Source organism: Pseudacidovorax sp. DMC4, assembly GCF_056314265.1.
Genome location: NZ_JBQUYR010000007.1, coordinates 359,958 through 383,165, shown reverse-complemented (window position 1 = coordinate 383,165; position 23,208 = coordinate 359,958). Strand labels below are relative to the sequence as shown.

Here is a 23,208-nt window from a genome sequence, read left to right as displayed (position 1 = left end):
CCCCCGCCTCGCGTCCCCCCGATCCCCGGAATCGTCCTCGCTGGCGATGGCGCAGTGCTTTGCCGATGCATGTGCACAGGTCTGGTATTTCGTATCACCATCCCCCATCCAGGGGGCAGACTTGGCCGTGCGTTCGGACGGCGCTGGCATCGCACACGCCCTAGATCAGAACCATTGCCAGACGCTCACTCTTGCGCCGCCCCGTTGCTACACCGACTGGCCGAGTTCATCGTCCTCTCAAACATTCGGTGGCGGAACTTGCCCCTCGAAGGTGGGGCGCTGGGCACTGTGGAGGCGCGCCCGCCTATCGGCCCACGAACGTGAGCATCCATTTGGGCGCCTGGTGTGCGACGTCGACGTCCCTCTCAGCGCCGTCTAAAGCGTCTGAAGGCAGGGTTCGAGCCTGCCTGGTTTCGCTTGCTCTCGGCCATGCGCCGCATAGGTACGCTTTCCTCTGATTGAGTACACGCCCCAGCTCCCAGCCGGGGGGGGTCTCAACTTGGAAGGCGGGAATCTTGAAATCCTGTTGATCGGCAGGGCAGGGCAGGGCAGGGCAGGCCTTCCAGTGACCTCCGAGGCGGGCCGCACTGACTTCGCCCTAGCGGAACGTGGATACGCCGGGGCAGGACCGCTCCATCCATTTGGGCCAGTCCAAGGCCCTAAGGAACGGCACGGCCATCCGCGCCAATCTCCGCCCGCGGACCCCGTAGCTCTGCCGCCTCAAGGAGGCTGCTCGCACGCGCAGCGTGCCACCAATGCCGCCCACCGATGGTTCACCGCTCCCAGGGTTGGCTTGGCGGGACATCGTTCGAATGCCCTTGCTCAATGCGAAAAGTCCTTGTCGATCAAATAGTTGCCCAGGAGTCAGAAGGTATTCAAAGAAGAAGTTCAGGCTAAACCTCAAAAAAACGATGTATTGGTAATAAACTTCAAGCGCCGACAAGGTTCCGTCTTCCGGTTCTACAACCGGAAGACGCTGAGCCACGTGCAGGACGGCCCGTGCGCCCCACGACGTCGATCCCATGCCGCCCTCAAGCCGCTACCTTCCCACCCATGACGCCCGCTCGCGCCTCCAAGACCGCCCTCGTCTCCGCACCCGCTGCCAAGCAGCGTGCGCTGCATCGCGGCCACTTCGCCTTCATGCGGGCCGTCATCCAGGGCATCGACACGCGGCAGGCATGGTCGCGCTACATGCAGGGCGAGGACGACCGCGTGGACGAGCGGTTGATCCGCCGTGTCATCAACACCTACCGGGACGAGCTGGCGGCGGCGGCGCGCCGCCATGCGCGTCCGGGCACCGCCCGCCTGGTGCTCATGGACGCAAGCGGGCTCCCCGACGCCACCCGAGCCCGTCCGAGCCTGGAGGAGTTCGCGCTGGAGCGCGGTCTCGAAGACTTCTCGCTGGAGGACCAGCTCGCCGCCTTCGAGGAAGCCTGGGGTGCCGAGACGGAGGGCCGTCGTCAGCAGTCCAAGCGCCGGCGGCTGGTGGATCGTCAGTTGGAAGCGCTCTCGTGGCTGGAGGGGCTGGCCTCCCGCGCCCCCAGGGCCGACGACCCTGTAGAGGATTGGCTCGCGCCCGCCCTGGCGCAGCGCGTCGCGGCGGCGGGCATGCCCACGTTGCGCAGCGTGGCGGACCGCATCCAGGCCGTCGGCATGCGATGGTGGACGACCGTGCCGGCCGTCGGTCCCACCAAGGCGGCGCGCATCGTCGAGTGGCTGCGCGTCCATCAACAGGAGACGGGTCTGGCGTTGGGGCCCCACGCCTTCGCGCCGATCTCTCGCCTGGGTCGCGCGGCCTTGCAGCCCGTGGTGCCCCCTGCGACTGCGGTGCGCCCGCTCGAGAAGTTCGTGGTGCCCGAGGCGCTGCGCGGCAGGACCGGGCACTTTCGGGCACCGCCGGCCGCCTGCCGCATCTCTGCGCCCGATGATCTGGAGGCGGTGGCCGTCTGGCTTCAGCGCCGTGGCCGTCGTACGGGCGGTGGCGAAGCTGGGGCGCCCGCCGAAGAGACGCGGCGGGCCTACCGCAAGGAAGCCGAGCGCCTGCTGCTGTGGGCAGTGCTGGCACGAGGAAAAGCGCTGTCCTCGCTGGACGAGGAAGACTGTGCCGCATTCGTTGCGTTCGCCCGTTCACCGCCGGCGGAATGGTGCGGTCCGCGCCATCACGAGCGCTGGTCGCCCCTCTGGCGGCCGTTCGAAGGTCCTTTGCGCGCCGCAGCGCTGCAGCGTTGCATCGCCGTACTGCGGACGCTGTTCCGCTTTCTGCACGACTGCGGCTATCTCACGCACGATCCATCGGCAGGGCTGCGGGGAGAGGTCGGGAGCAGGGCGTCCGACGCTTGCACGACAAGCGCGGCCCAGCCCATGGCGCTGGATGTCCAGCAATCCTCCCTCATGGTTCCGGCGACGCCGGGCCTGGTGCGCGCCCGGCGCGTGGCGGCATGGTTGCAGGAAACGGATGTCCAACCCGGCGCGCTGGCCCGCGCCCGCTGTGCGGATCTCGTTCCGCCCACAGCCACCGGCGCTGCTGACGCACCATGGCGACTGCGTGTGCAAGGAGAGCGTCGCGGCAGGCGCAGGGCGGCGCAACAGGATGCGATGCTGGAGGTGCCGGCCGCCCTGGTCGCGCAGTTGCAGTCGCTGCTGCGCACGATGGGCCGCACGGCCGATCCGTGCGACGAGGGGAACGCGGAACTTCCCTTGATCTTCGACGTGCGCGACAGCCGTGTCGTCGGGCTGAGCCGAGGCGGCGTCTACAAGGCCATCAAGCGGCTCCTGCACCATTGCAGCGCCGGCATGCCCGAGCCGCAGCGGCAGGCGCTGCAGGCCGCATCTCCCCGACGCCTGAGCAGACACCGGGACCGTGCGCAGGCCCCGTCAACGCACGCGTCGGGCGATGCCACCGATCACTTGCGCGCCTGAGCGCCGTGCAGGCCCTCGGCATGCTGAAGGTGCTTCTGCACCACCGGCAGGGTCTTGGCGGCATAGGCACGCAGGTCGTTGTCGCCGGTCTCGCGCTGCACCCGCTGCAGCTTCTCGACCGTCTGGCGATGGTCGGTCACGCCCACCATGCGGATGTACTGCTTGTCGAAAGCCTCGCCGCTCAGCGCCTTGAGGCCCGTGGCCACGAGCTTGTGCTTGGCGTCGGGCTCCGTCGGCAGATCCACGTTCTTGCCGCGGGCGAGTTCCTGCAGCTCGGAAAGCGCCTTCTGATGGTCTTCCACCATCTGGCTGCCGAAGCGCTTCACGTCCTCGCTGCCGGCCTTCTCCTGCGCCAGGCGGCCGGTCTCGATCTCGGCCAGGTTGGCCTGGGCGAGGTCCCGCATCATGCGTTGGTCCGCCACGGCGACCCCGGGCGTCTTCTGGGCGGTGGCCCGCTGCGCGGGCGGCTGGGGCGCCGCGGGTGCGGTGGGCGAGGTCTGCGCCGGCTGGGCGGCGGCGCTGTGCAGCAGTGCAGGGCCAAGGGCGAGCGTGGCGGCGAAGCCCAGGGCGTGCAGGCAGGTGGCTTGTTGGCGGTTCATGACGGTCCTTTTCCAAAAGAAGGCGGCGCCAAAATGCGCCGGCCTCTGGCCAGACTAGGCTGCAGGCCCGCCCTCTCAGTCAGACGATTCACGCCCCCGCGTGGGACCCCGGGGCCGGATCGCCGACCCCTTTGACTTACGGCGACCCCGTGGCGGCGGGCAGCGCATACGCGCGCACGGCATCGCCCGGCTTGGTGCCCGTCGAGCCATGGCCGCCGGCGGCCACGAGTACGTACTGGCGGCCGTCCTCGCCGGTGTAACTCATCGGCGTGGCCTGGCCGCCTGCAGGCAGGCGGTCTTCCCACAGCTGGCGGCCGGTGCGCACGTCGTAGGCCCGCACATAGTTGTCCAGCGCGCCGGAGTAGAACGCCACGCCCCCCGCCGTCATCATCGGCCCGCCGATGCCGGGCACGCCCATGCGGAAGGGCAGGGGCAGGGGCGACAGGTCGCGCACCGTTCCGTTGCGGTGCTTCCAGGCCACCTGGCCCGAGCGCAGGTCCACACCCGCCACATAGCCCCAGGGCGGCGCCTGGCAGGGCAGGCCGACGGGCGACATGAAGGGCTTCATGGAGGCCGCGAAGGGCGCACCGAAGTTCTCGTTCAACGCGGGCAGGGAGCCCTTGGGCGGCCCGCCGTCCTGGACCATCAGCGTGGTGTCGTCGGGCCGGCGCACCAGCCGCGACACGAAGGCCAGGTACGTCGGCGTGGTGAAGGCCCAGCCGTGCCGGGGATCGACCGCGATCCCGCCCCAGTTGAAGACGCCGAAGTTGCCCGGGTAGATGATCGATCCCTGCTCCGACGGCGGCGTGAAGCGGCCTTCGTAGCGCAGGCGATGGAAGGCGATGCGGCAGGCGAGCTGGTCGAACATCGTTGCGCCCCACATGTCACGCTCGGCCAGCGGCGGCGGCTCGAAGGAGAGGGCGGACTTGGGCTGCGTCGGCGCGGTGTGGTCGCCTTCGGCCGCGCCCTGCGGCGCGGGCCGTTCGGTCACGGGCAGCAGCGGCTGGCCAGTGCGCCGGTCGAGCACGAAGAGCTCGCCCTGCTTGGTCGGCTGCACCAGCGCCGGCACGCGCTGGCCGCCGATGTCCAGGTCGATCAGCGTGGGCTGCGAGGGCACGTCGTAGTCCCACAGGTCGTGGTGCACGGTCTGGAAGTGCCAGCGCACGCGGCCGGTCGCCAGGTCGAGGGCGACCACCGAGGACGAGTAGCGCTCCACCGCCTCGCTGCGCCTACCGCCCCACTGGTCGGGCGGCTGGTTGCCCATGGGGACATACACCATGCCCAGGGCCTCGTCCACGGACGAGATCGACCAGCTGTTGGGCGAGTTGGGCGTGTAGGTGCGGCCCGGGGGCAGGGGCGCGGTGTCGTCCGGGTTGCCCGAGTCCCAGTTCCAGACCAGGTCGCCGGTCTGGATGTCGAAGGCGCGGATGACGCCCGATTGCTCCTTGGTGGACGCGTTGTCCAGCACCGTCCCGCCCACGATGATGAGCCGCTCGGTCACCACCACGGGCGAGGTCGAGTAGTACGCACCCGGCCGCACGTTGGGCATGTGGCGCCAGAGGTCGATCTGCCCGCTGCCGCGGCCGAAGTCGGCGCACACGGTGCCGTTTTCCGGGTTGAGCGCGATCACGCGGCCATCGGCGGTGGGCATGAAGAGCTTGGCGGGGCAGCTGGGCGCCGTGGGTCCCTGGCGCGCGGCCACCGGAAGGGGCTGGGTCGCGGGATGGCTGTCCTCCTGCTTCGAGTCTTCGCCGGTGGGGGCGCTCATCGGGGTCGGGTTGGCCGCGGTGCCGGCGCCGGGTCGTGCGGGCGCGGGTGCGGGTGCGGTGGCAGCCTCCGTTGCGGGTTGTGCCGCTGTCTCCGCGGCACTCGCGGCCACGGACGCGGCGTGGTACGAAAGGCCCCGGCAGGTCAGGTGCTGCAGCGCGAGATCGCCCGCGATCTGCGGATCGAAGCGCCACAGCTGCTTGCCGCTGGTCGCGTCGAGGGCGATGACGGACTGGTGCGGCGTGCACAGGAAGAGCCGGTTGCCGATCTTCAGGGGCGTGACTTCGAAGGTGGTTTCTTCCGGATCGCCGGGTCGGCCGCGCAGGTCGCCGGTGTTGAATTCCCAGGCCAGCTTCAGCTGGTCCACATTGGCCGGCGTGATCTGCGACAGGGGCGAATAGCGCTGGCCTTCGCCCGTCCGGCCGTAGGCATGCCATTCGCCGGGCGGGACGGCAGGGGAGGGCGGCTGCGCCGCCGCGGCAGCTGCGGCCTGCAGCTCGCCGTCGACCTCATGCGGAGTACGGAACCAGGAGGTCACCGCCAGCGCAGCCGAAGCCACCAGTACCAGGCCCAATGCCGCCCGGCCGCGACCGACCGCCGGACTCGCGGGCGGCGCCACGACCTTCGGCCGCAGCCCGCGCTCCAACGGCCGGGGGCGCGCGATGTCGCGCGACAGCGCCCGGCGCATCCAGGGCAGCACCAGCCAGAAGCCGAGGACGAAGAGCACGTCCAGCCGCGCGGCCAATGGCCACCAATCCAGGCCCACCTCCCACAAGGCCCAGGCGGCCGAGCCAAGCAGCAGGGCGGCGTACAGCCACAGTGCCGATGCGGACCGCCGCATCAGCAGGATGCCCGTCATGGCCAGCACCGCGCCGGCGATCAGGTAATAGGCGCTGCCGCCCAGGGTGAGCAGCCAGACGCCGGCCGCAGCCAGCGCCAGGCCGAGCAGGAGGAAGAGGACGCCGGTGATGCGTGCCATGGAAGCCTTTCGCGTGAGGCGCCGGTGACCGCGGCCCGGCGGGCACGCGTCGACGGCGCAGGAGGTACACGCCGACGAGGTTGCCGCCGACAGGTCCTCTGCGCTGTCGGTCATCGCCCGGCCAGGCTGTCGTCATACGCGGGGAGCTGCGGTGCCCGTCCCCCAAGGCAGGGCGCCTTCATGATGCGCTGGCGGTGCGCTCTGCGATCGGCTTCGACCCGTGGCATCGACGTCATGGATGCCCTGACGCTGGGGCGCGCGCCTGCGCGTCACACCACGACTTCGGGGCCCGGCAGCACGCGGTCGTATCGCTTCATTTCCCCCGGCTCCACCCCCATCCATCGCGCCACCATCTCGGGCCGGGTGCCGCGGCGCAACTGCCGCAGCGCGAAGGTGTGCCGCAGCCGGAACGAGCCGCCGGCGCCGCCGCGTCCTGCCACGCCGGCGGCTTCGAGCACCTTGCGTGCGCACTGGTACTGCGAATCGGCCAGCCACGGCTTGCCGGTGCGGGTGGAGGGGAACAGGAACTCGCCAGCGATGCGCGAGGCCGCCCGCACTTCCAGCCAATGGTGAAGCAACTCGGCTGCCCAGGGCGCGACCGGCGTCTCGCGTGCCCGGATCGTGCCATTGGCGGGCACGCGCAGCTTCCAGGTCCGTGCCTTCGGTCCCACGCCGTTCATCACGGGTGACGCCAGCGTGAGGGCGCGCACGTCGCTGGGCGCCAGCCCGGCGCCCAACTGGAGCGCGACGGAGGCGCGGTTGCGCACATCCTGCCAGGGCAGGCTGGCGAGGGCAGTGGGATCCTGGCCCGGGCGGGGCCGGGCGGCCGACAGATGGGTCAGCAATTGCCCCGCCTCCTGGGGCGTGAGCACCTCGGGTGGCGGGTCGGCCTGCTGCGATTCGGCATAGCGCACCTGGGGATTCGCACGCACCCAGTCTGCAGGGGCGCGATTGGGGCGGCGGCCGGTGCGGCTGGCATGGTGCGAAAGCACCCGTTCGATCAGCCGCATCAGCCGCAGCGCGTAGCGGGGCGAGAGGGACTGGTCCGACGCCTTGCGTCCATAACGCGCCGCCTGGAAGGCATGCAGGTCGCGCGGGTCGATGACGTCCAGCCGGACGGCGGGGGACTGGCCAATGCACCAGGTAGCAAAGCTCTCCCACATCGCGCGGTAGACCTCGTGGGCCCCTGCCTTGCGAAGAACGCCGGCACCCTGCTGGTCGGCAGCCCATGCCTCGAAGGCATGTTGGAAGTCCATGGAGACGGGGGGAAGGGACGTGCCGATCATGGGAGGGGAGTCGCCACAGAAAATAAGTTAACGGGCGTAGTGTCTCCTGGATTGAATGCTGGGTTGTTCAGATAGTTTTAATGCCGTTAACTTATTTTTTGTACGGCTCGCCCAACTCCCCACCAATGCTGGCACGGCCCGTCAACACCCGCTGACGGACAGACCTCCCCAACCCAGGACGATCACACGCGGCAACCACCCGCATCCATGTCCCAGGAAAACAACCCGCTACCCATGACCCGGGCACCCGACGGCATCGTCCGAGCCCACACATTGCCGCACAAAGGGCTGGTTCGGCATGCCAGCCCCTTGTCCTTGCTGGTACTGGGCGGGGTGCTGCTGCTGGGCATCTCCGGCCTGCTCGGCCATGCGGGAATGGACCGTGACACGTACCGCAGCGACACGCGATCGCACACCCTCGATGTCGAGATGCCCGTGGTGATCCGCACGGGTGACTTCTTCGAGACGCGGTTGCACGTCAAGGCCGGCGAGGACATTGCCAAACTCACCCTGGCCGTACCGGTCAGTCTTTGGAGGGAGATCACCGTCAACGCGATGGTCCCTCAGCCCGAGTCCGAAGGCGCGGACGGCGAGGCCTACACCTTCGACTTCGGTCCGCTTCGCGCCGGCAAGGAGATGCGCATCAAGATCTCGGCGCAGGTCAACCCTCGCCTGCATGGCGTCCTCGAAGGCGAGCTCGAATTGCGCGATGGCGACCACCTTCTGGTGCGTGCGCCGCGCCGACTGCGTGTGCTGCCCTGATGGAAGTCGTCCTGCGCGCCACCGCCATGTTCGCGGTCGTGTACCTGCTGGTGCGGGTCCTCGGCAAGCGCGAACTGGGGCAGATGACCCCCTTCGAATTCATCGTCATGGTCGTGGTGGGCGACCTGATCCAGCAGGGCATCACGCAGAACGACTTCAGCCTGACCGGCGCCACGCTGGCGATCAGCACCTTTGCCTTCTGGGGCGTGGTGCTGAGCTGGGCCTCCTACCTGTCGCCCAAGGCAGAGCGCCTGCTGGAGGGCGAGCCCCGCGTGCTGATCCAGCACGGCCGCCTGCTGGAACACAGCCTGCGCCGCGACAGGCTGACGCGCTCGGAGATCGAATCCGAGATGCGCCTGGCGGGCATCGCATCGATGGGCGACGTGGCCTGGGCCGTGCTCGAACCCAACGGAAAGATCAGCTTCATCAAGCGGGAGGAGGGCGCGCAGGAGCCATCCCGGCAGCAGGACGACCAGGCCGCCGGCTGAGGAGCCATCCGACCCCGCCACGTGGGCCGTCGACTTTGCGAGCAGGCGCCTCCTGCGGCCTAAGATGGCCGGCTTGCCGCATCACCCCTTCGTGCCAGCCATGAACGACGCCCTTTCCCACGCCCTCGAAGCCGCCATTGCGCGTTATGCGGCGCGCAATCCAACCAGCGCCCGCCTGCTCGACGAAGCGGCGACGGCCATGCCCGGCGGCAACACCCGAAGCGTGCTCTTTCACCCACCTTTCCCGCTCGCGATGAGCCGTGGCGAGGGTTGCCGCCTATGGGACGAGGACGGCCATGCCTACCTCGACGCTCTGGGGGAGTTCACCGCTGCCCTCTATGGCCACTCCAACCCGCACATCCGTGCGGCCATCTCCGAAGCCCTGTCGGCGGGCCTGAACCTCTCGTCCCACACGGCGCGCGAGGCCGCGCTGGCCCGCGAGATCCAACGGCGGTTCCCCGGCATGGCGCTGCTGCGCTTCGCCAACTCGGGCACCGAGGCCAACCTGCTGGCGCTGGCTGCGGCCAAGGCCCACACCGGCCGCGGCAAGGTCGTGGTGTTCGAGGGTGCCTACCACGGCGGCGTCCTCACCTTCGGCGGCGGCCCCTCGCCCATGAACGTGCCGCACGACTTTGTCTTCGCGCGTTACAACGACCTGGGCAGCGTAGAGGCGTTGCTCGCCGCCCATGGCCCCGACGTGGCCGCCATCCTGGTCGAACCGATGCTCGGCGCCGGCGGCACGATCCCGGGTGACCCGGCCTTCCTGCGCGGCCTGCGCACGCTGGCTACTGCACACGGCGTGCAGCTCATCTTCGACGAGGTCATGACTTCGCGCCTGTCCTTCGGCGGACGCCAGGCGCTGCTGGGCATCGCGCCCGACCTGACCACGGCCGGCAAGTACCTGGGTGGCGGCCTGTCCTTCGGCGTCTTCGGCGGACGGGCCGAAATCATGGCCCGCTTCGACCCGCGCCGGCCCGATGCCCTGGCCCATGCCGGCACCTTCAACAACAACGTGCTGACCATGGCAGCCGGCCTGGCAGGACTGACGCAGGTACTGACGGCCGCGGCGCTCGATGTGCTCAACCGCCGCGGCGACGCGCTGCGCGAGCGCCTGAACGCCACGCTGGCGGACCAGGCCGTCGACATGCAGTTCACCGGTCTCGGCTCCCTGATGACCCTGCATGCCACGGCCCGGCCGGTGCGCTCGCCGGCCGACCTGGCGGGCACCGACGGCCGTGCCAAGGACCTGGTCTTCTTCGCCCTGCTCGAACGCGGCATCTTCATGGCCCGCCGCGGGATGATTGCGCTCTCGCTGCCCTTCGGCGACGCCGAATGCGACACGTTGGCCGCCGCCTTCGAGGACGTGGTCCTCACGCATCGCGACGTGCTTCCCCGGCGCTGAGCGCATCCGTTCGGCAGCGCCCTCGCCACGACCTGTCACAAACGGCCCGTCCCATCCGTCTGCCGGTCATGAGCGACACGACCGACCTGTTCCTGCGCCTGCGGCCCCGGCTGCATGGCATCGCCTACCGCATGCTCGGCTCGCCCGCCGAGGCGGAGGACGTGGTGCAGGACGCCTGGCTGCGCTGGCAGTCCAGCCCGCACGATGCGCTCGAAAGCGCAGAGGCCTGGCTGGTCACCATCACCACGCGCCTGGCCATCGACCGGCTGCGCAGTGCCCAGCACCAGCGCGAGCACTATGTCGGCACCTGGCTGCCCGAGCCTCTGATGGCCGACGAAGGCGCCCCCTCGCCCGAGGCCCTGCTGGAGCGGGCCGACGACCTGTCGGTGGCCTTCCTCGCGGTGCTCGAACGCCTGGCCCCGGAGGCCCGTGCGGCCTTCCTGCTGCGCGAGGTCTTCGATGCGGGCTACGACGAGGTCGCCCGCACCCTGGGCAAGAGCGAGGCCGCCTGCCGGCAGATCGTGCACCGGGCCCGCAGCCAGTTGCAGGACGCACGGCCCCGCCATCATGTGCCGCCCGAGCACCAGTTGCGCCTGCTGCGCGGCTTCGCCGACGCGGCCACCAGCGGTCAGTTCGCCGACCTGCAGGCCTTGCTGGCCGAAGATGCGCAACTGGTCAGCGACGGCGGCGGCAAGGTGCCGAGCTTTGGCATTCCGCTCGTGGGGTCGCGCCGCATCGCCCAGCTCTACTGGGCCGTGCACCGGCGCCATGGCGCACGCGCGCGTTACGAGGTGATGGTGCTGAGCGGCCAGTGGAGCGTGCTGCGCTTCATCGACGAGGCGCTCGAATCGGCCCAGACCTTCCAGACCGACGGTCAGCGCATCCAGGTCGTCCATACCCAGCGCAATCCCGACAAGCTGGCCCGCATCGCCGCCGCACTGGGCCGGCCGCTGGCCGCTGTCACAGGGGCCGGGTCCCGCTCGTCTTGAGGGTGTGTTCCACCCCTCTTCGAGATGACCGCCATGACCCTGCACGACCAACCCCGACTCTCCTGGATGCGCATCGCGCCCAGGCCCTACCAGGCCATGATCGCCGCTGGCGCCACGCTGGCCGAGTCCTCCCTCGGCCCGGTGCTCATCGAGTTGATCAAGACCCGGGTCTCGCAGATCAACGGTTGCGCCTTCTGCCTCGACATGCATGTGCGCGACCTGCGCAAGCTGGGCGAGCCCTGGCAGCGAATCAACAGCCTGGCCACCTGGCGCGACGCGCGCCTCTACACCGAACGGGAGCGCGCCGCGCTGGCCTGGGCCGAAGCCCTGACGCGCCTGCCCGATGGCCACGCAGGCCATGACGAGGTCTTCGACCACCTGCGTGCGCATCTCAGCGAGCAGGAGATCGTTGAGCTCAGCTGGGCCATCGCCCAGATCAACACCTGGAACCGCATGGCGGTCGGCATGAGCGCACCCGTGCCGGCGCAGGACATCGCCTGAGCCATTCCGCATGCGCGCGCCTCAGCGACTGCCGACCTGAAGACCGGTCACGAAATCGACGAAGGCCCGCAGCGGCGCGGGCATGAGCCGGCGCCCCGGGTAGTAGAGGAAGGGGCCGGAAAATGCGGGCCACCAAGGCTCGAGCACCGGCACGAGTTCACCGCGATCCAGGTACGGTTGCAGCCAGTCCTCGAAGAGGTAGACGATACCCAGGCCGGCCACTGCGGCGTGCACCGCCAGGTCTGCGCCGGCGCCCAGCGCCACGGTCAACGGCCCCCGGGGCTGGATGCGCACCTGCTCGCCGTCGCGCTCGAACTCCCAGTCCGGCATCGCCCGTCCCGCGAAGCGGCCGCGCAGGCAGGCATGCGCCAGAAGATCGCGCGGATGCAAGGGCAGTCCCGCGCGTGCGATATAGGCGGGGGATGCCGCGGTGGCCATGCGCTGGCGGCGCGGCCCGATGGGCACCGCCACCATGTCCAGCGCCAGACGCTCCTCGTAGCGGATACCGGCGTCGTAGCCCTCCGCCACCAGGTCCACGAAGCGCTCCTCGACGACCACCTCCAGTTCGATGTCCGGAAAGGCCTGCAGGAAAGACGGCACGATGTGCGGCAGCACCAGACGCGAAGCACTGGCCGGAACGTTCAGCCGCAGCGGACCGGCCGGCCGCTCGCGGAACAGGTTGACCGCGTCCAGCGCGGCTTCCACCTCCGCGAGGGCGGGCCCCAGACGCTCCAGCAGACGGGCACCGGCCTCGGTGGGCGCGACGGTGCGCGTCGTGCGGTTGAGCAGGCGCATGCCCAGGCGTAACTCCAGCCGGCGCAGCGCCTCGCTGAGCTGCGAAGCGCTGGCGCCCGTCACCGCATGGGCTACGGCGCCATGCAGCTCGCGGGTCCCGGCGTCTTCGGCCCCCCGCGCGATCGGGACAGCGCCCTGGCCGTGCTGCGCGAAGCCGTCGAGGCCGGCGTCGACCACATCGACACCAGCGATTTCTACGGTCCCCACGTGACCAACCAGCTGATCCGCGAGGCCCTGCATCCCTACCGGGACGATCTGACGCTGGTGACCAAGGTCGGCGCGTGTCGCGGCCCCCAGGGCGAGTGGGAGGTCGCCAGTTCGCCCGAAGCCCTGACTTCGGCCGTCCACGACAATCTCAGGAACCTCGGCCTCGACGTTCTGGAGGTGGTCAACCTGCGCCTCATGTTCTCGGTGGAAGGCCCGGCCGACGACGACATCGAGCCCGCACTCGCTACCCTCGCTGAGCTGCGACAGCGCGGTCTGATCCGCCACCTGGGGCTGAGCAACGCCACGCCTGCCCAGGTGCGCGCCGCCCGAGCGATGGTGCCCATCGTGTGCGTGCAGAACCACTACAACCTCGTCCATCGCCAGGACGACGCGCTGGTGGATGAACTGGCCCGCTTGGGTATCGGCTACACGCCCTTCTTTCCACTCGGCGGCTTCACGCCGCTGCAGTCCGGAAAGTTGGACGCGGTGGCCCGTCAGCTGGACGCCACGCCGATGCAGACGGCCCTGGCCTGGCTGCGCCAGCGCTCGCCCAACATCCTGTTGATCCCGGGCACGTCGTCCGTCGTGCACCTGCGCCAGAACCTGGCCAGCGTCGATCTCGTTTTGCCATCGCAGCAGCTGGCCGTGCTGGATGATGGGCTCTGAGCCGCCGCCGTGCACCGCTCAGCGGGCCGGCACCGTCATCCAGCGGCCCAGGGCCTGCAGGCCGGGCGGTGTGACCGCGAGCGAGCGCTCGCCGTCGCGTCGGCGCAGCCAGCCGGCGTCCAGGCAATGGCGCAGCAGCGCATTGGCCAACGGGCCCGCCAGATGATCGCGGCGTTCCGACCAATCCAGGCATGGCTTGGCGATGGCGGCGTCGGCCGGCTTCGCCTCCAGCCCATCCAGCTTCACGCCCATGGCCACCAGCGCCTCACGGCCCGCCGCAGTCAGGCCGTAGCCGCCGGGCACGCTGCGCAGCCAGCCCTGCCGCAGCATCGCGTCCAGCATCTGCACGCCCAGGCGTCCGGCCAGATGGCCGTAGCAGCTGCGCGCACAGCGCAGGCGCAGCCGCGCCGGGCTGGACCAGGCCCGCGCGTGGCCTTCGCGCTCGGCCACCAGCGCCAGCGCCTCCAACACGCGCAGGATGTCCTCGCCCGCGAGCCGGAAGTAACGGTGACGGCCGCGCACCTCGGCCGTCACCAGGCCTTCGGCCTCCAGCCGGGCCAGGTGGCCGCTGGCAGTGGAGGCGGCCACGCCGGCCGTGCGCGCCAGTTCGCCGGCGCTGGCCAGGTCGCCGCCCATCAGGTAGGTCAGCATACGGGCGCGGGCGGGCTCCGCGATCTGGGCCGCGACCCGGGCGATGCGGGGTTCGTCGGTGGGGGAGGTCATCCTGCGATCTTCTCAGCGCACGGCGTCGTGCGCGTCGTGCATGGGGGGCACGTGGTGCGCCTCGCGGGAGTCCGCCGGCGCCTCGGCACGTTCGTCGAGTCCGTAATCCCGCAGCACCTGGGCCACGCGCAGCCGGTAGCCGCGGAACAGGCCGCCTCGCCCGGCCTGCTGCGCGCCGCGGTGGGCAGGCCGGCTTCGCCATTGCCGCACGGCGTCCTCGTCCCGCCAGAAGCTCAGCGACAGCAGCTTGCCGGGCACCGACAGGCTCTGGAAGCGCTCCACGGCAATGAATCCGTCGATGCCGCGCAGTTCCTCCGCCAGCCCTGCGGCGATCCTCAGGTACTGGTCCGTGCGGCCGTCCTGCGGCTCGACCTCGAAGAGGACGGCGATCACGCCGCCGCTCCCGCGGCAGGCGGCGGCAGCTCGGCCGGCCGCAGCCACGCCTCGGGCACGACCTCCAGGAAGCGCCGCTCCTCCCGCAGGATGAAGCGCTCGCGCTGGGCATGGGCAAAGTTGGCGCAGCCCTCGGCATCGTCGCGCAGGCGGGCACGGTAGGCCTCGTAGGCGGCCAGGCTGTCGAAGGCGACAAGGCCCCAGGCCTCGACATTGGAGCCCTCGTGCGGCAGGAAGTAGCCCAGCAGGTGGCCGCCGCAGCGGGGAATGATGCGGCCCCAGGCCTGGGCATAGAGGCGGAAAGCCTCCTTCTGGAAAGGGTCGATCTCGTAGCGGATGAAGCAGGTGAGGGTCATGGGCGCTTGCATTGAAGAAGTGGCCCGAGCGTAGGCGCCGCCTGCCGCGCGATGCTTCGGGCTGGGCCGAAGCATCGCGCGTACACCGGGGCAGCGTCCGTTCAGGCCGGCCGGCGCAGCCGCCGCAGCAGCCACTGGAGCAGATCGTCCACGCAGGTGAACACCACCGGCACCACCAGCAGGCTCAGCACGGTGGATGTCAGCAGCCCGCCGATGACCACGATGGCCATCGGTTGGCGGAAGCTCGGCTCGGCCCCCACGCCCAGGGCATTGGGCAGCATGCCGGCGCCCATGGCGATGGTGGTCATGACGATGGGGCGGGCCCGCTTGCGGCAGGCGTCCAGCAGCGCATCGCGCCGGCGCGTCCCGGGCGTGCGCCGCGCGACCACCGCGTACTCCACCAGCAGGATCGAGTTCTTGGTGACCACGCCCATCAGCATCAGCACGCCGATGACCGCCGGCATCGAGAAGGCCTGCCCCGACGCCCACAGCGCGACCACGGCCCCGGCCAGGGCCAGCGGCAGGGCCGACAGGATGGTGACCGGCTGGAGAAAATCATGGAACAGCAGCACCAGCACCGCCCAGACGCAGAAGATGCCGATGGCCATCGCGGTGCCGAAGCTCTGGAAGAGCTCTCCCATGCGTTGCAGCTCGCCCGACTGCACCTGCCGAACGCCCGCCGGCAGTTCGCGCAGCGCGGAAAGCTGCATCGCCTCGTGTTGCACATCGCCGATGGCGCGGCCAGCCAGCTCCACGGTGAGCGTGACATTGCGCGAGCGATCGATCCGGTCGATCTGCGCCGGTCCGCCCCCGATGGACAGGTCGGCCACGGTACCCACGGTCACCGGCCCATCGCGGCCGCTCACGCGCAGGCGTGACATGGCGTCCAGGTCGTCCCGCAAGGCGCTGTCCATGCGCACCCGGATCGAGACCTGCCGCTGCGGCAGGTTCAGCTTGGGCAGCGCGGTGGCGTAGTCCCCGTAGGTGGACAGCCGCACCGCCTCCGCAAGCGCCTCGGTGCTGACACCGTAGGCTGCGGCGCGGGCCGCATCGGGCCGGACCTGGATCTCCGGCCGCTCCAGCGCCGCCGAAGAGGTGATGTTGCCGATGCCGTGCAACGTGCGCAGCTGGCCTTCGAGGCGGGCCGCAGCCTTCGACAGCGCTATCGGATCGTCGCTCGCCAGCGTGATCTGCATGCTTTCCCCGTTGCCGCCCGAGCCGATGGAGACGCGTGCGCCGGCCAGTGCCTGCAGCTTCGTGCGCAGCAGCGTCTCCAGCTCGGACTGCTTGAGCGCACGTTCGCCGCGATCGGCCAGGGTCACGGTCAGTGTGGCGCTGGCGACATCCGCCGCCGCGCTGCTTCCCATGCCACCGGTGCTGGCGGCCGTGCCCACGGAAGTGAACACGCCGGACACACCCGGGACCTCCCGGATCAGGGTCGACGCCCGCAGCGCTGCCTGGCGGGTGTCGTCCAGCGAACTGCCGGGCGGCAGCGTCAGCGAGACCTGCGTCTGCGACCGGTCCTGCGCCGGCATGAAGCCGGTGGGCAGCCACAGCGCCAGCGCCAGTGCGGCCGCGAAGAAGAGGGCCGCTGCCAGCAGGGTCGCCTTCCTGTGCGCCAGCGCTGCGGACGCCCAGCCGAGGTAGCGCCGCATCAGACGGCCGTCGGCGACGTGGCTGGCCGTGCCGCCCGCCACCGGCCTGAGCATGTAGGCTGCCATCATCGGCGTGAGCAACCGCGCCACCAGCAGCGAGGCCAGCACCGCCACTGACGCCGTGACGCCGAACTGCCGGAAGATCAGCCCCGGAATGCCACCCATGAAGGCCGTGGGCAGGAAGACGGCCACCAGCGTGAAGGTGGTGGCGATCACCGCCAGGCCGATCTCGTCGGCCGCCTCCATGGCCGCCTGGTAGAGCGTCTTGCCCATGCGCAGGTGGCGCTCGATGTTCTCCACCTCGACGATGGCGTCGTCCACCAGGATGCCGATGACCAGCGACAGCGACAGCAGCGTGACGGTGTTGAGCGAGTAGCCCAGCAGGTACATGGCCCCGAAGGTGGGCAGGATCGACAGCGGCAGCGCGGTGGCGGAAATCAGCGTCGCGCGCCGGTCGCGCAGGAAGGCCCACACCACCACGACGGCCAGCAGCGCACCCTCGACCAGCAGTTGCATCGACCCCTCGTAGTTGTCCTGGATCGCCGCCACCGCATTGCTTGCCTCGCGGATCGACACCTGCGCATGCGCCGCCGAGAAGGCATCCATGGCCTGTCTGACGTCGTGCACGACGCCGACGTCCGAGTAGCCTTTCGAGCGTTTGACCTGGAAGGCGATCGCCGGGCGGCCATCGCGGAAGGCCAGCGTGCTGCGTTCGGCATGGTGGTCGCTGACCCGCGCGATCTCGTCCAGCCGAAGCCTTCGGCCGTCGGCCAACGGAATGCTGAGCTCCGCGAGTTCCGCGGCCGTGCCCACCGTCGCGATGGTGTGGGTCGACTGACGTTGCCCGCCGACACCGCCCAGCCCGCCCGAGCTTTCGCGCTGCACGGCGGCGATCTGCGCCGACACGGTCGATGCGGTCACGCCGAGGCCGGCCATGCGCACCGGATCGAGCTCGACCAGCACCTCGCGGTCCACCCCGCCGAGGCGCGACACCGAGGCCACGCCCTTGACCGACAGCAGCACCTTGGCGATGTCGTTGTCGATGAACCAGGACAGGTCCTGCTCGTCCATGTGTGGCGCCTCGGCCGTGAAGGTGAGCAGCGCCCCGGAGGCCGTCGTCACCTTGGCCACCGTGGGCGAGGCCATGCCCGCCGGCAGGTCGGCGCGGGCGCTGTCGACGGCGTTGCGCACCTCGCTCAGCGCCTCCTCCACGTTCTTGCCCAGGTCGAAGCTCACGCTGATCGTGGCGACGCCCTCGGTCAGCGTGGTCGTGATGTGGTCCAGCAGCGACAGCGATGCCAGCTTGTCCTCGATCTTGCGAGCGACGTCGGTCTCCAGCTGCGACGGCGCCGCGCCCTCGAGGCTGGCCGTCACCGTGACGGTAGGCAGCTCCATGTCCGGGAAGTCCTGGATCTGCAGCCGGCTGAAGGCCAGCAGCCCGAGCACGGTGAGCAGGACGAAGAGCAGGACGGCGGGGACCGGGTTTCGGATGGACCAGGCGGAGACATTCATCGCGGCGCGGCCTCCGTCGAGCCGGACACGGTCACGACCGCGCCATCCAGGATCAGTGCGCCGCCGCGGGCCACGACGCGGCTGCCGGCCTCGACGCCCGACAGGATCTCCACCCGGTCATCCTGGCGGCGGCCCACGACGACCGCCTGGCGGAACACCTTGCTGCCGTCGCCCAGCATGAGCACGTAGGTGCGGCCGTCGCGCGGCACCAGCGCCGACTCCGGCAACGTGGTCGCGGTGCTCTCGGGCAACTCGATCCATCCGCGGGCGAACACGCCCGGGCGCACCTGCGCATGGGCGGGCAGGCTCACGTACACGGTGCCCCGTCCGCTGCCGCTGCCCAGCGTGGGCGCGAGCAGGCGCACCGTGCCGTCGACGCGGTCGCCGCCCGGCAGCAGGATCACCGCCCGCTGGCCTGGCCGCACCTGGGCCAGCGCGGTCGCGTCCAGCTCGGCCTGCCATTCCACACGGCCCTGGCGCATCAGACGGAACAGCTCCGCCCCCGAACTCACCACGTTGCCCAGCACGCCGGCGCGGGACGAGACCACACCATCGTCGGGCGCGGTGATCCGCGTGTAGCCCAGCCGCAGCCGGGCGCTGCCGAGGTCCGCCTGGGCCGAGGCCAGGGCCGCACGGGCGCTCGCCTCGGTCGACCGGTATTCGTCCAGCCGCTGGGGCGCCAGGGCACCCTCGACGCCCAGCGACGCCGCCCGCCTCAGGTCGGACACCGCCTTGTCCAGCGCGGCCTGCGCCTGCGCGACCAGCGCCTCCTGCTTGCGCACATCGGCCTTGACCGACTCGTCGGCCAGCCGGGCCAGCACCTGGCCCTTGCGCACCGAGGCGCCCACCTCGACGGCCAGCTCGGCGATCCGAAGCCCGCCCGTCTCGGGGCTGACGATGATCTCCTGCCAGGCAGCCATGCTGCCGTCGGCCTGGATCCTCCGGGGCCAGCGCTCATGGCCCGGGTTCACCACCTCCACCGTCAGCGCGCTGGCGGGCGATTCCGAGCGTTCGGTGGCGCCGTCGGCCCTCCTGGCGTGGATGAGTGCCAGGCCGGTGGCGGCCAGCAGGACGACGACGGCCGCGACGGCGGCGGCAGGGTTCAGGCGGCGTGGAATCATGGTCGGGACAGCGGGGCGGATCGGATTGCGGGCGTGTCGTCCTGCCAGCCACCACCGATGGCCTTGTACAGGGCGATCCAGTACCGGACGTGGTCGCGCTCCAGCGCGGCCAGCGTGACCTGGGCATCGAGGGACTGACGGCGGGCGTCCTCCAGCGTGAGCAGGGACTGCGTCCCGGCCCGCCACTCGGCCTCGGTGGCCAGGAAGTAGCGCTGGTACTGCAGCGCAGATTCGCGGGCCTGCGCCTCGCGCCGCTGCGTGCCGTCGAGCCGCACCAGGGCCTGCTCCACATCGGCCACCGCCTGCCGCACGCCCGAGCGCCACGCGGCGCTGGCGACGGAGAAGGAGGCCCGGGCCGAGTCCACCCCGGCGCGGCCACTGCCGCCATCGAACAGCGGCAGCGACAGGGACGGGCCGAAGCTCCAGCTGGTGAGCGACGGCGTGCCGCTCAAGGTGCCGCCGAGCGACACGCTGGGCAGCAGCGCGGCCTGCGCGACACCGATCTCCGCACTGGCCGCCGCCAGCTCGCGCTCCAGCGCGGCGACGTCGGGCCGCTGTCGCAGCACGTCCGCCGGCAGGGCCGGCACCGCCAGGGCCGCCGGCCGTGGCAGCGGCGATGCCGGATGGGCCAGCGCCGCACGCAGGGCCAGCTCGGCCAGGCCGGTGAGCTGGGTCAGCGTCTTGACCAGCAGTTCGCAGTCCTGCGTCTGGCCCAGCAGCGAACTGGCCGCCGAGGCCGCACTCGCCCGGGCGAGCGCCTCGTCCGCGGCCGAGTCCAGTCCTGCGCGCACCAGCGCGGCCGTGGCCCGCAGCGTCCGCCGGGTCGATTCGAGCTCCTGGCCATAGGCATCGGCCAGGAGCAGGCAGCCGCGGTACTGCACATAGGTGTCTGCCACCTCGGCCGCGAGCGAGATCCGTGCGTCGTGCCAGTCGTCCTGCCTGGCCTGGACGCGGGCCTGGGCAGCCTGCGTGCTGCGCCGGACTTTGCCGAAGAGGTCCAGCTCCCAGGACGCATCCAGGCTTGCCGTGCGTGTGACCTGACCGCTGCTGCCTTTCTCGCCGGCGCGCGTGGCGGCGTACTGCCCGGTCACCGACGGCCGCCCGCCCGCGCGGGCCGAGGCGAGCGTGGCGCGCGCCGCGTCGATGCGCGCCGCCGCGCTCTCCAGCGTCGGGCTGTCCTGCTCCGCCTGCCGCAGCAGCAGGCCGAGCGCGGGATCGTCGAAGCGCTGCCACCACGCGTCGAGCGCAGCCACGCTGCCATCGTGCGGAACGGGCGCATGCCATTGGACGGGGGCGGGAGCGGGCGGCGGCGTGTAGTCCGGGCCGACCGCGCCGCAGCCGGCGAGCATGCCGGTGGCCAGCAGCGTGCCGAGGCGCGGGCGGGAAAGGATGGGAGCGCAGAACATGGTGAATTCGTGGTCGTGCCGATGCTAGGGAGCGCTTCGGCCCGCGGACGCACGCGAGTGTTAAGGTAGGCAAAGCCGGCCGCCGCCATCGCGGCAGGCGGCCGGCCCGCACCGATACTCGCGGGCCCATGATCCCTGTACTGCTGATCGACGACGACCAGGTGCTGGCCTCGCTGCTGTCCCAATACATGCTGCGCGAAGGCTTCTCGGCGCATGCCGTGCACGACGGGGCCACCGGCGTGGCGGAGGCCACGAGCGGCCGCTATGCCGCCGTGGTGCTCGACATCATGATGCCGCGGCTGTCCGGCATCGATGCGCTGCGACGCATCCGCGAGCGCAGCAACGTGCCCGTGCTCATGCTCACCGCCAAGGGCGACAACGTGGACCGCGTCATCGGCCTGGACATGGGCGCCGACGACTATGTGCCCAAGCCCTGCACGCCGAGCGAACTGACGGCCCGCATCCGGGCCGTGCTGCGGCGTGCCGGCAGCCGGGAGGCCGGCGCGACCGCAGATGCACCGCCCGTGATCGAGGCCGGCCACCTGCGGCTGTGGCGTGCCGCGCGGCGCGCGCAGTGGAAGGGTTCGCCACTGGTGCTCACCGGCACCGAGTTCAGCCTGCTGGAGGCGCTGGCGCGCCGCGCGGGCCGGCTCGTGGGCAAGGAGGACATTTCGCTGCAGGTCTTCGGCAAGCCGCTGGCGCGCTTCGACCGGCGCATCGACGTGCACATCAGCAGCATCCGGCAGAAGCTCGGCCTGCGCGGGGATGGCACGCCGTGGATCCTGAGCGTGCGCGGCCAGGGCTACCAGCTGCTGGTGGACGAATGATGCGGGCCGCAGGCGTACTCCGGTCCCGGCTGTTCTACAAGGTCTTCCTGGCCTTGTGCTGCAGCATGCTGCTGTCGATCCTCGGGGCCTTCGCCTATATCCGCCTGACCGGGGGTGTGATTCCCTCGCCGCCCCCGGGTGAGCTGACGCTGGGGCGCGTGCCGATGGTCCCGATGGTCTCAGGTGTGCTGGCCTTTCTGGTGGTCGGCGGCGGGCTGGCCTGGTACATCCTGCGCCCATTGCGTCAGCTGCAGTGGGCACTGGGCGAGATCGCTCGCGGCAACATGGAGGTACGGCTCAAGCCCTTGCTCGGCCGGCGCTCCGACGAGATCGCCGAAGTGGCCGGGGACTTCGACCGCATGGTGGTGCAGCTCCGGCAACTCACCGAATCGCGCCAGCGCCTGCTGCACGATGTCTCGCACGAGCTGCGCTCGCCGCTGTCCCGCATGCAGGCCGCCATCGGTCTGATGCGCCAGGACGGCGCCAGCGTCCCACGCATGATCGACCGCATCCAGAAGGACAGCGAACGGCTGGACGTGCTGATCGAGGAACTGCTCACGCTGCACCGGCTGGAGGCGGCCGCGGGCACCGACGCGCGCCAGCGGGTGGACCTCATGGACCTGCTGCAGGCCATCGTCGAGGACGCCTCGCTGGAGGCCCAGGCCACCGGCCGCGGCGTCGGCCTGCACGCCGAGGGGCCCTTCGTGGCCGAGGTGGACGGCGAGCTGCTGTACCGCGCCTTCGAGAACATCATCCGCAATGCGGTGAAGTTCACCGCCGTCGGCACGCAGGTCGACGTGCAGGCCGAGCTGTCGCCCGGCTCGCAGGAATTCGTCCTGCGCGTGCGCGACCACGGCAGCGGCGTACCGCAGGCCAGCCTGGAGGCGATCTTCGAGCCCTTCGTGCGCCTGGAGAACGCCGAGCCCTTCCGCGGCGCGGGACTCGGGCTGTCCCTGGTGCGCCGCGTGGTCGTGCTGCACGGCGGCAGCATCGCGGCCAGCCTGCCGGTCGATGGCGGCCTGCTTGTGACGGTCAGGCTGCCGCTGCGCTGAGGCCTGGCCTCAACGGCATTCCGGTGCCATCGCGTCGAGCGTGAGCGCGATGCGCGCCACCAGGCGGTCGGAATAAGGCTTGGCGGGATGCAGCGGATCCGCCATCTCGTCCGGGCCGCGGGTGACGTCGCCCCAGCCGGCAAAGGCCGCGCCCGTTTCCGCGGCGACATGCCGGATGGCCGCATCCGCGGCCGAGCGGCCCGGCATCGCCAGCGCGGGCCGCGAGAGCCCCGTCAGGACCACCTGCCGGCCCTCCTGCTGCGCCTGGCGCACCATCTGCCGCAACGGCGGCTGGACGGGCAGCCCTTGCGCCACATCGTTGATGCCGTGGGCGATCACCACGAAGTGCGCCGTCCTCGGCTCGCTGGCGAAGCGGCCGGCCCGGGCCGTGGCGGTCTCGCCATTGGCGCTGCGGTCTTCCACCCGGTAGCGTGGTCGCAGCCGCTGGAGCGTACGCGCCGGCGGCTCCGCGAGCCGCTGGTTGCCGCCATAACCGCCATGCAGGATCGAGTCGCCATAGAGAACGACGCTGCAACGATCGGCAGAGGCCGCGGGACGCTCGGGGGCTCTGCGGAAGCCTTCGGTGAGGCGGGCGCGGCCATGGCGCTGGGGGCAGGCGGCGGCGCAGGCGCGCCGGCCGGTGCGGCACAACCCTGCAGGACCAGCAAGACGGCGGCCCATCCACCGCCAAGCACACGGCACGGGCGGGGTCCAGCGGGATCGGGGCAAGGCCATGGAAGGACAGGAGCGACCATGCCCGACTCTGGCGCACCCGCGGCCCGGCCCCGGGGGTCTCTGGGTTA

The 23,208-nt window shown here is 70.8% G+C and carries 20 protein-coding genes; 9 read left to right on the top strand and 11 right to left on the bottom strand.

The window, feature by feature from the left end; all coding sequences use genetic code 11:
* Window positions 1-1,053: 1,053 nt before the first annotated feature.
* A complete protein-coding gene (locus ACT54X_RS15795) occupies window positions 1,054-2,919 on the top strand; it encodes a phage integrase family protein (protein WP_476347432.1) in 1,866 nt (621 codons plus the stop codon).
* On the opposite strand, the gene ACT54X_RS15790 is transcribed toward ACT54X_RS15795, so the two are convergent.
* From ACT54X_RS15790 to ACT54X_RS15780, 3 genes are all read right to left on the bottom strand, one after another.
* Window positions 2,904-3,518, bottom strand: coding sequence for a DUF4142 domain-containing protein (locus ACT54X_RS15790; RefSeq protein WP_354319316.1), 615 nt, complete (start codon window positions 3,516-3,518; stop codon window positions 2,904-2,906). The two genes, ACT54X_RS15795 and ACT54X_RS15790, sit on opposite strands and share 16 nt — an antisense overlap.
* 136 nt (window positions 3,519-3,654) lie before the next feature.
* Window positions 3,655-6,264 carry a membrane-bound PQQ-dependent dehydrogenase, glucose/quinate/shikimate family gene (locus tag ACT54X_RS15785; protein WP_294371859.1) on the bottom strand — a complete coding sequence of 870 codons (2,610 nt, stop codon included), beginning with the start codon at window positions 6,262-6,264 and terminating at the stop codon, window positions 3,655-3,657.
* A gap of 269 nt (window positions 6,265-6,533) precedes the next feature.
* Window positions 6,534-7,520: a tyrosine-type recombinase/integrase gene (locus ACT54X_RS15780; protein ID WP_294371862.1), complete on the bottom strand. Its 987-nt coding sequence runs from the start codon at window positions 7,518-7,520 to the stop codon at window positions 6,534-6,536.
* A gap of 339 nt (window positions 7,521-7,859) precedes the next feature.
* Between ACT54X_RS15780 and ACT54X_RS15775 the strand changes: the two genes are divergently transcribed.
* From ACT54X_RS15775 to ACT54X_RS15755, 5 genes are all read left to right on the top strand, one after another.
* On the top strand, window positions 7,860-8,312 hold the full coding sequence (locus tag ACT54X_RS15775) for a hypothetical protein (protein ID WP_294371865.1): 453 nt from the start codon (window positions 7,860-7,862) through the stop codon (window positions 8,310-8,312).
* The gene (locus tag ACT54X_RS15770) at window positions 8,312-8,800 is read left to right on the top strand and encodes a DUF421 domain-containing protein (RefSeq protein ID WP_294371868.1); all 489 of its coding nucleotides are present in this window, start codon (window positions 8,312-8,314) and stop codon (window positions 8,798-8,800) included. The genes ACT54X_RS15775 and ACT54X_RS15770 overlap by 1 nt, the downstream gene beginning before the upstream one ends.
* A gap of 100 nt (window positions 8,801-8,900) precedes the next feature.
* The gene (locus tag ACT54X_RS15765) at window positions 8,901-10,202 is read left to right on the top strand and encodes an aspartate aminotransferase family protein (RefSeq protein ID WP_294371871.1); all 1,302 of its coding nucleotides are present in this window, start codon (window positions 8,901-8,903) and stop codon (window positions 10,200-10,202) included.
* Between the two features lie 68 nt (window positions 10,203-10,270).
* Entirely contained in the window at window positions 10,271-11,191 is a 921-nt protein-coding gene (locus ACT54X_RS15760; protein WP_476347431.1) for an RNA polymerase sigma-70 factor, read from the top strand.
* A gap of 33 nt (window positions 11,192-11,224) precedes the next feature.
* Window positions 11,225-11,692 (top strand): carboxymuconolactone decarboxylase family protein, encoded by a 468-nt coding sequence (locus ACT54X_RS15755; protein WP_294371876.1) that lies wholly within the window; start codon window positions 11,225-11,227, stop codon window positions 11,690-11,692.
* Window positions 11,693-11,713: 21 nt separating this feature from the next.
* Here the strand turns inward: ACT54X_RS15755 and ACT54X_RS15750 are convergent, their stop codons facing one another.
* Window positions 11,714-12,550 (bottom strand): LysR substrate-binding domain-containing protein, encoded by an 837-nt coding sequence (locus ACT54X_RS15750; protein WP_294371879.1) that lies wholly within the window; start codon window positions 12,548-12,550, stop codon window positions 11,714-11,716.
* Between the two features lie 3 nt (window positions 12,551-12,553).
* Between ACT54X_RS15750 and ACT54X_RS15745 the strand changes: the two genes are divergently transcribed.
* Window positions 12,554-13,360 carry an oxidoreductase gene (locus tag ACT54X_RS15745; protein ID WP_476347430.1) on the top strand — a complete coding sequence of 269 codons (807 nt, stop codon included), beginning with the start codon at window positions 12,554-12,556 and terminating at the stop codon, window positions 13,358-13,360.
* 18 nt (window positions 13,361-13,378) lie between these two features.
* On the opposite strand, the gene ACT54X_RS15740 is transcribed toward ACT54X_RS15745, so the two are convergent.
* The 6 genes from ACT54X_RS15740 to ACT54X_RS15715 form a co-directional block, all read right to left on the bottom strand.
* Window positions 13,379-14,083 carry an ArsR/SmtB family transcription factor gene (locus ACT54X_RS15740; RefSeq protein ID WP_476347429.1) on the bottom strand — a complete coding sequence of 235 codons (705 nt, stop codon included), beginning with the start codon at window positions 14,081-14,083 and terminating at the stop codon, window positions 13,379-13,381.
* Window positions 14,084-14,095: 12 nt separating this feature from the next.
* Window positions 14,096-14,476, bottom strand: coding sequence for an antibiotic biosynthesis monooxygenase family protein (locus ACT54X_RS15735; RefSeq protein WP_294371887.1), 381 nt, complete (start codon window positions 14,474-14,476; stop codon window positions 14,096-14,098).
* A complete protein-coding gene (locus ACT54X_RS15730) occupies window positions 14,473-14,832 on the bottom strand; it encodes an NIPSNAP family protein (protein WP_476347428.1) in 360 nt (119 codons plus the stop codon). The genes ACT54X_RS15735 and ACT54X_RS15730 overlap by 4 nt, the downstream gene beginning before the upstream one ends.
* Window positions 14,833-14,933: 101 nt before the next feature.
* Entirely contained in the window at window positions 14,934-17,999 is a 3,066-nt protein-coding gene (locus ACT54X_RS15725; protein ID WP_476347427.1) for an efflux RND transporter permease subunit, read from the bottom strand.
* Window positions 17,996-19,120 carry an efflux RND transporter periplasmic adaptor subunit gene (locus ACT54X_RS15720; protein WP_476347426.1) on the bottom strand — a complete coding sequence of 375 codons (1,125 nt, stop codon included), beginning with the start codon at window positions 19,118-19,120 and terminating at the stop codon, window positions 17,996-17,998. The genes ACT54X_RS15725 and ACT54X_RS15720 overlap by 4 nt, the downstream gene beginning before the upstream one ends.
* Window positions 19,117-20,526 carry an efflux transporter outer membrane subunit gene (locus tag ACT54X_RS15715; RefSeq protein WP_476347425.1) on the bottom strand — a complete coding sequence of 470 codons (1,410 nt, stop codon included), beginning with the start codon at window positions 20,524-20,526 and terminating at the stop codon, window positions 19,117-19,119. The genes ACT54X_RS15720 and ACT54X_RS15715 overlap by 4 nt, the downstream gene beginning before the upstream one ends.
* 128 nt (window positions 20,527-20,654) lie before the next feature.
* Here ACT54X_RS15715 and ACT54X_RS15710 point away from each other — a divergent pair, with 128 nt between their 5' ends.
* Together ACT54X_RS15710 and ACT54X_RS15705 are read left to right on the top strand one after the other, a co-directional pair.
* Window positions 20,655-21,353 (top strand): response regulator, encoded by a 699-nt coding sequence (locus ACT54X_RS15710; RefSeq protein WP_476347424.1) that lies wholly within the window; start codon window positions 20,655-20,657, stop codon window positions 21,351-21,353.
* Complete coding sequence (locus ACT54X_RS15705) at window positions 21,350-22,405, top strand: HAMP domain-containing sensor histidine kinase (protein ID WP_354319301.1); 1,056 nt, start codon at window positions 21,350-21,352, stop codon at window positions 22,403-22,405. The genes ACT54X_RS15710 and ACT54X_RS15705 overlap by 4 nt, the downstream gene beginning before the upstream one ends.
* 9 nt (window positions 22,406-22,414) lie before the next feature.
* Here the strand turns inward: ACT54X_RS15705 and ACT54X_RS15700 are convergent, their stop codons facing one another.
* On the bottom strand, window positions 22,415-23,056 hold the full coding sequence (locus ACT54X_RS15700) for an SGNH/GDSL hydrolase family protein (RefSeq protein ID WP_476347423.1): 642 nt from the start codon (window positions 23,054-23,056) through the stop codon (window positions 22,415-22,417).
* Window positions 23,057-23,208 lie beyond the last annotated feature (152 nt).

What these genes read in the sequence shown, in the direction of transcription:
- ACT54X_RS15795 (WP_476347432.1), top strand. Translation starts at nt 1,054, where the DNA reads ATGACGCCCGCTCGCGCCTCCAAGACCGCCCTCGTCTCCGCACCCGCT.
- ACT54X_RS15790 (WP_354319316.1), bottom strand. Translation starts at nt 3,518, where the DNA reads ATGAACCGCCAACAAGCCACCTGCCTGCACGCCCTGGGCTTCGCCGCC.
- ACT54X_RS15785 (WP_294371859.1), bottom strand. Translation starts at nt 6,264, where the DNA reads ATGGCACGCATCACCGGCGTCCTCTTCCTCCTGCTCGGCCTGGCGCTG.
- ACT54X_RS15780 (WP_294371862.1), bottom strand. Translation starts at nt 7,520, where the DNA reads ATGGACTTCCAACATGCCTTCGAGGCATGGGCTGCCGACCAGCAGGGT.
- ACT54X_RS15770 (WP_294371868.1), top strand. Translation starts at nt 8,312, where the DNA reads ATGGAAGTCGTCCTGCGCGCCACCGCCATGTTCGCGGTCGTGTACCTG.
- ACT54X_RS15765 (WP_294371871.1), top strand. Translation starts at nt 8,901, where the DNA reads ATGAACGACGCCCTTTCCCACGCCCTCGAAGCCGCCATTGCGCGTTAT.
- ACT54X_RS15760 (WP_476347431.1), top strand. Translation starts at nt 10,271, where the DNA reads ATGAGCGACACGACCGACCTGTTCCTGCGCCTGCGGCCCCGGCTGCAT.
- ACT54X_RS15755 (WP_294371876.1), top strand. Translation starts at nt 11,225, where the DNA reads ATGACCCTGCACGACCAACCCCGACTCTCCTGGATGCGCATCGCGCCC.
- ACT54X_RS15745 (WP_476347430.1), top strand. Translation starts at nt 12,554, where the DNA reads ATGGGCTACGGCGCCATGCAGCTCGCGGGTCCCGGCGTCTTCGGCCCC.
- ACT54X_RS15740 (WP_476347429.1), bottom strand. Translation starts at nt 14,083, where the DNA reads ATGACCTCCCCCACCGACGAACCCCGCATCGCCCGGGTCGCGGCCCAG.
- ACT54X_RS15730 (WP_476347428.1), bottom strand. Translation starts at nt 14,832, where the DNA reads ATGACCCTCACCTGCTTCATCCGCTACGAGATCGACCCTTTCCAGAAG.
- ACT54X_RS15725 (WP_476347427.1), bottom strand. Translation starts at nt 17,999, where the DNA reads ATGAATGTCTCCGCCTGGTCCATCCGAAACCCGGTCCCCGCCGTCCTG.
- ACT54X_RS15720 (WP_476347426.1), bottom strand. Translation starts at nt 19,120, where the DNA reads ATGATTCCACGCCGCCTGAACCCTGCCGCCGCCGTCGCGGCCGTCGTC.
- ACT54X_RS15715 (WP_476347425.1), bottom strand. Translation starts at nt 20,526, where the DNA reads ATGTTCTGCGCTCCCATCCTTTCCCGCCCGCGCCTCGGCACGCTGCTG.
- ACT54X_RS15710 (WP_476347424.1), top strand. Translation starts at nt 20,655, where the DNA reads ATGATCCCTGTACTGCTGATCGACGACGACCAGGTGCTGGCCTCGCTG.
- ACT54X_RS15705 (WP_354319301.1), top strand. Translation starts at nt 21,350, where the DNA reads ATGATGCGGGCCGCAGGCGTACTCCGGTCCCGGCTGTTCTACAAGGTC.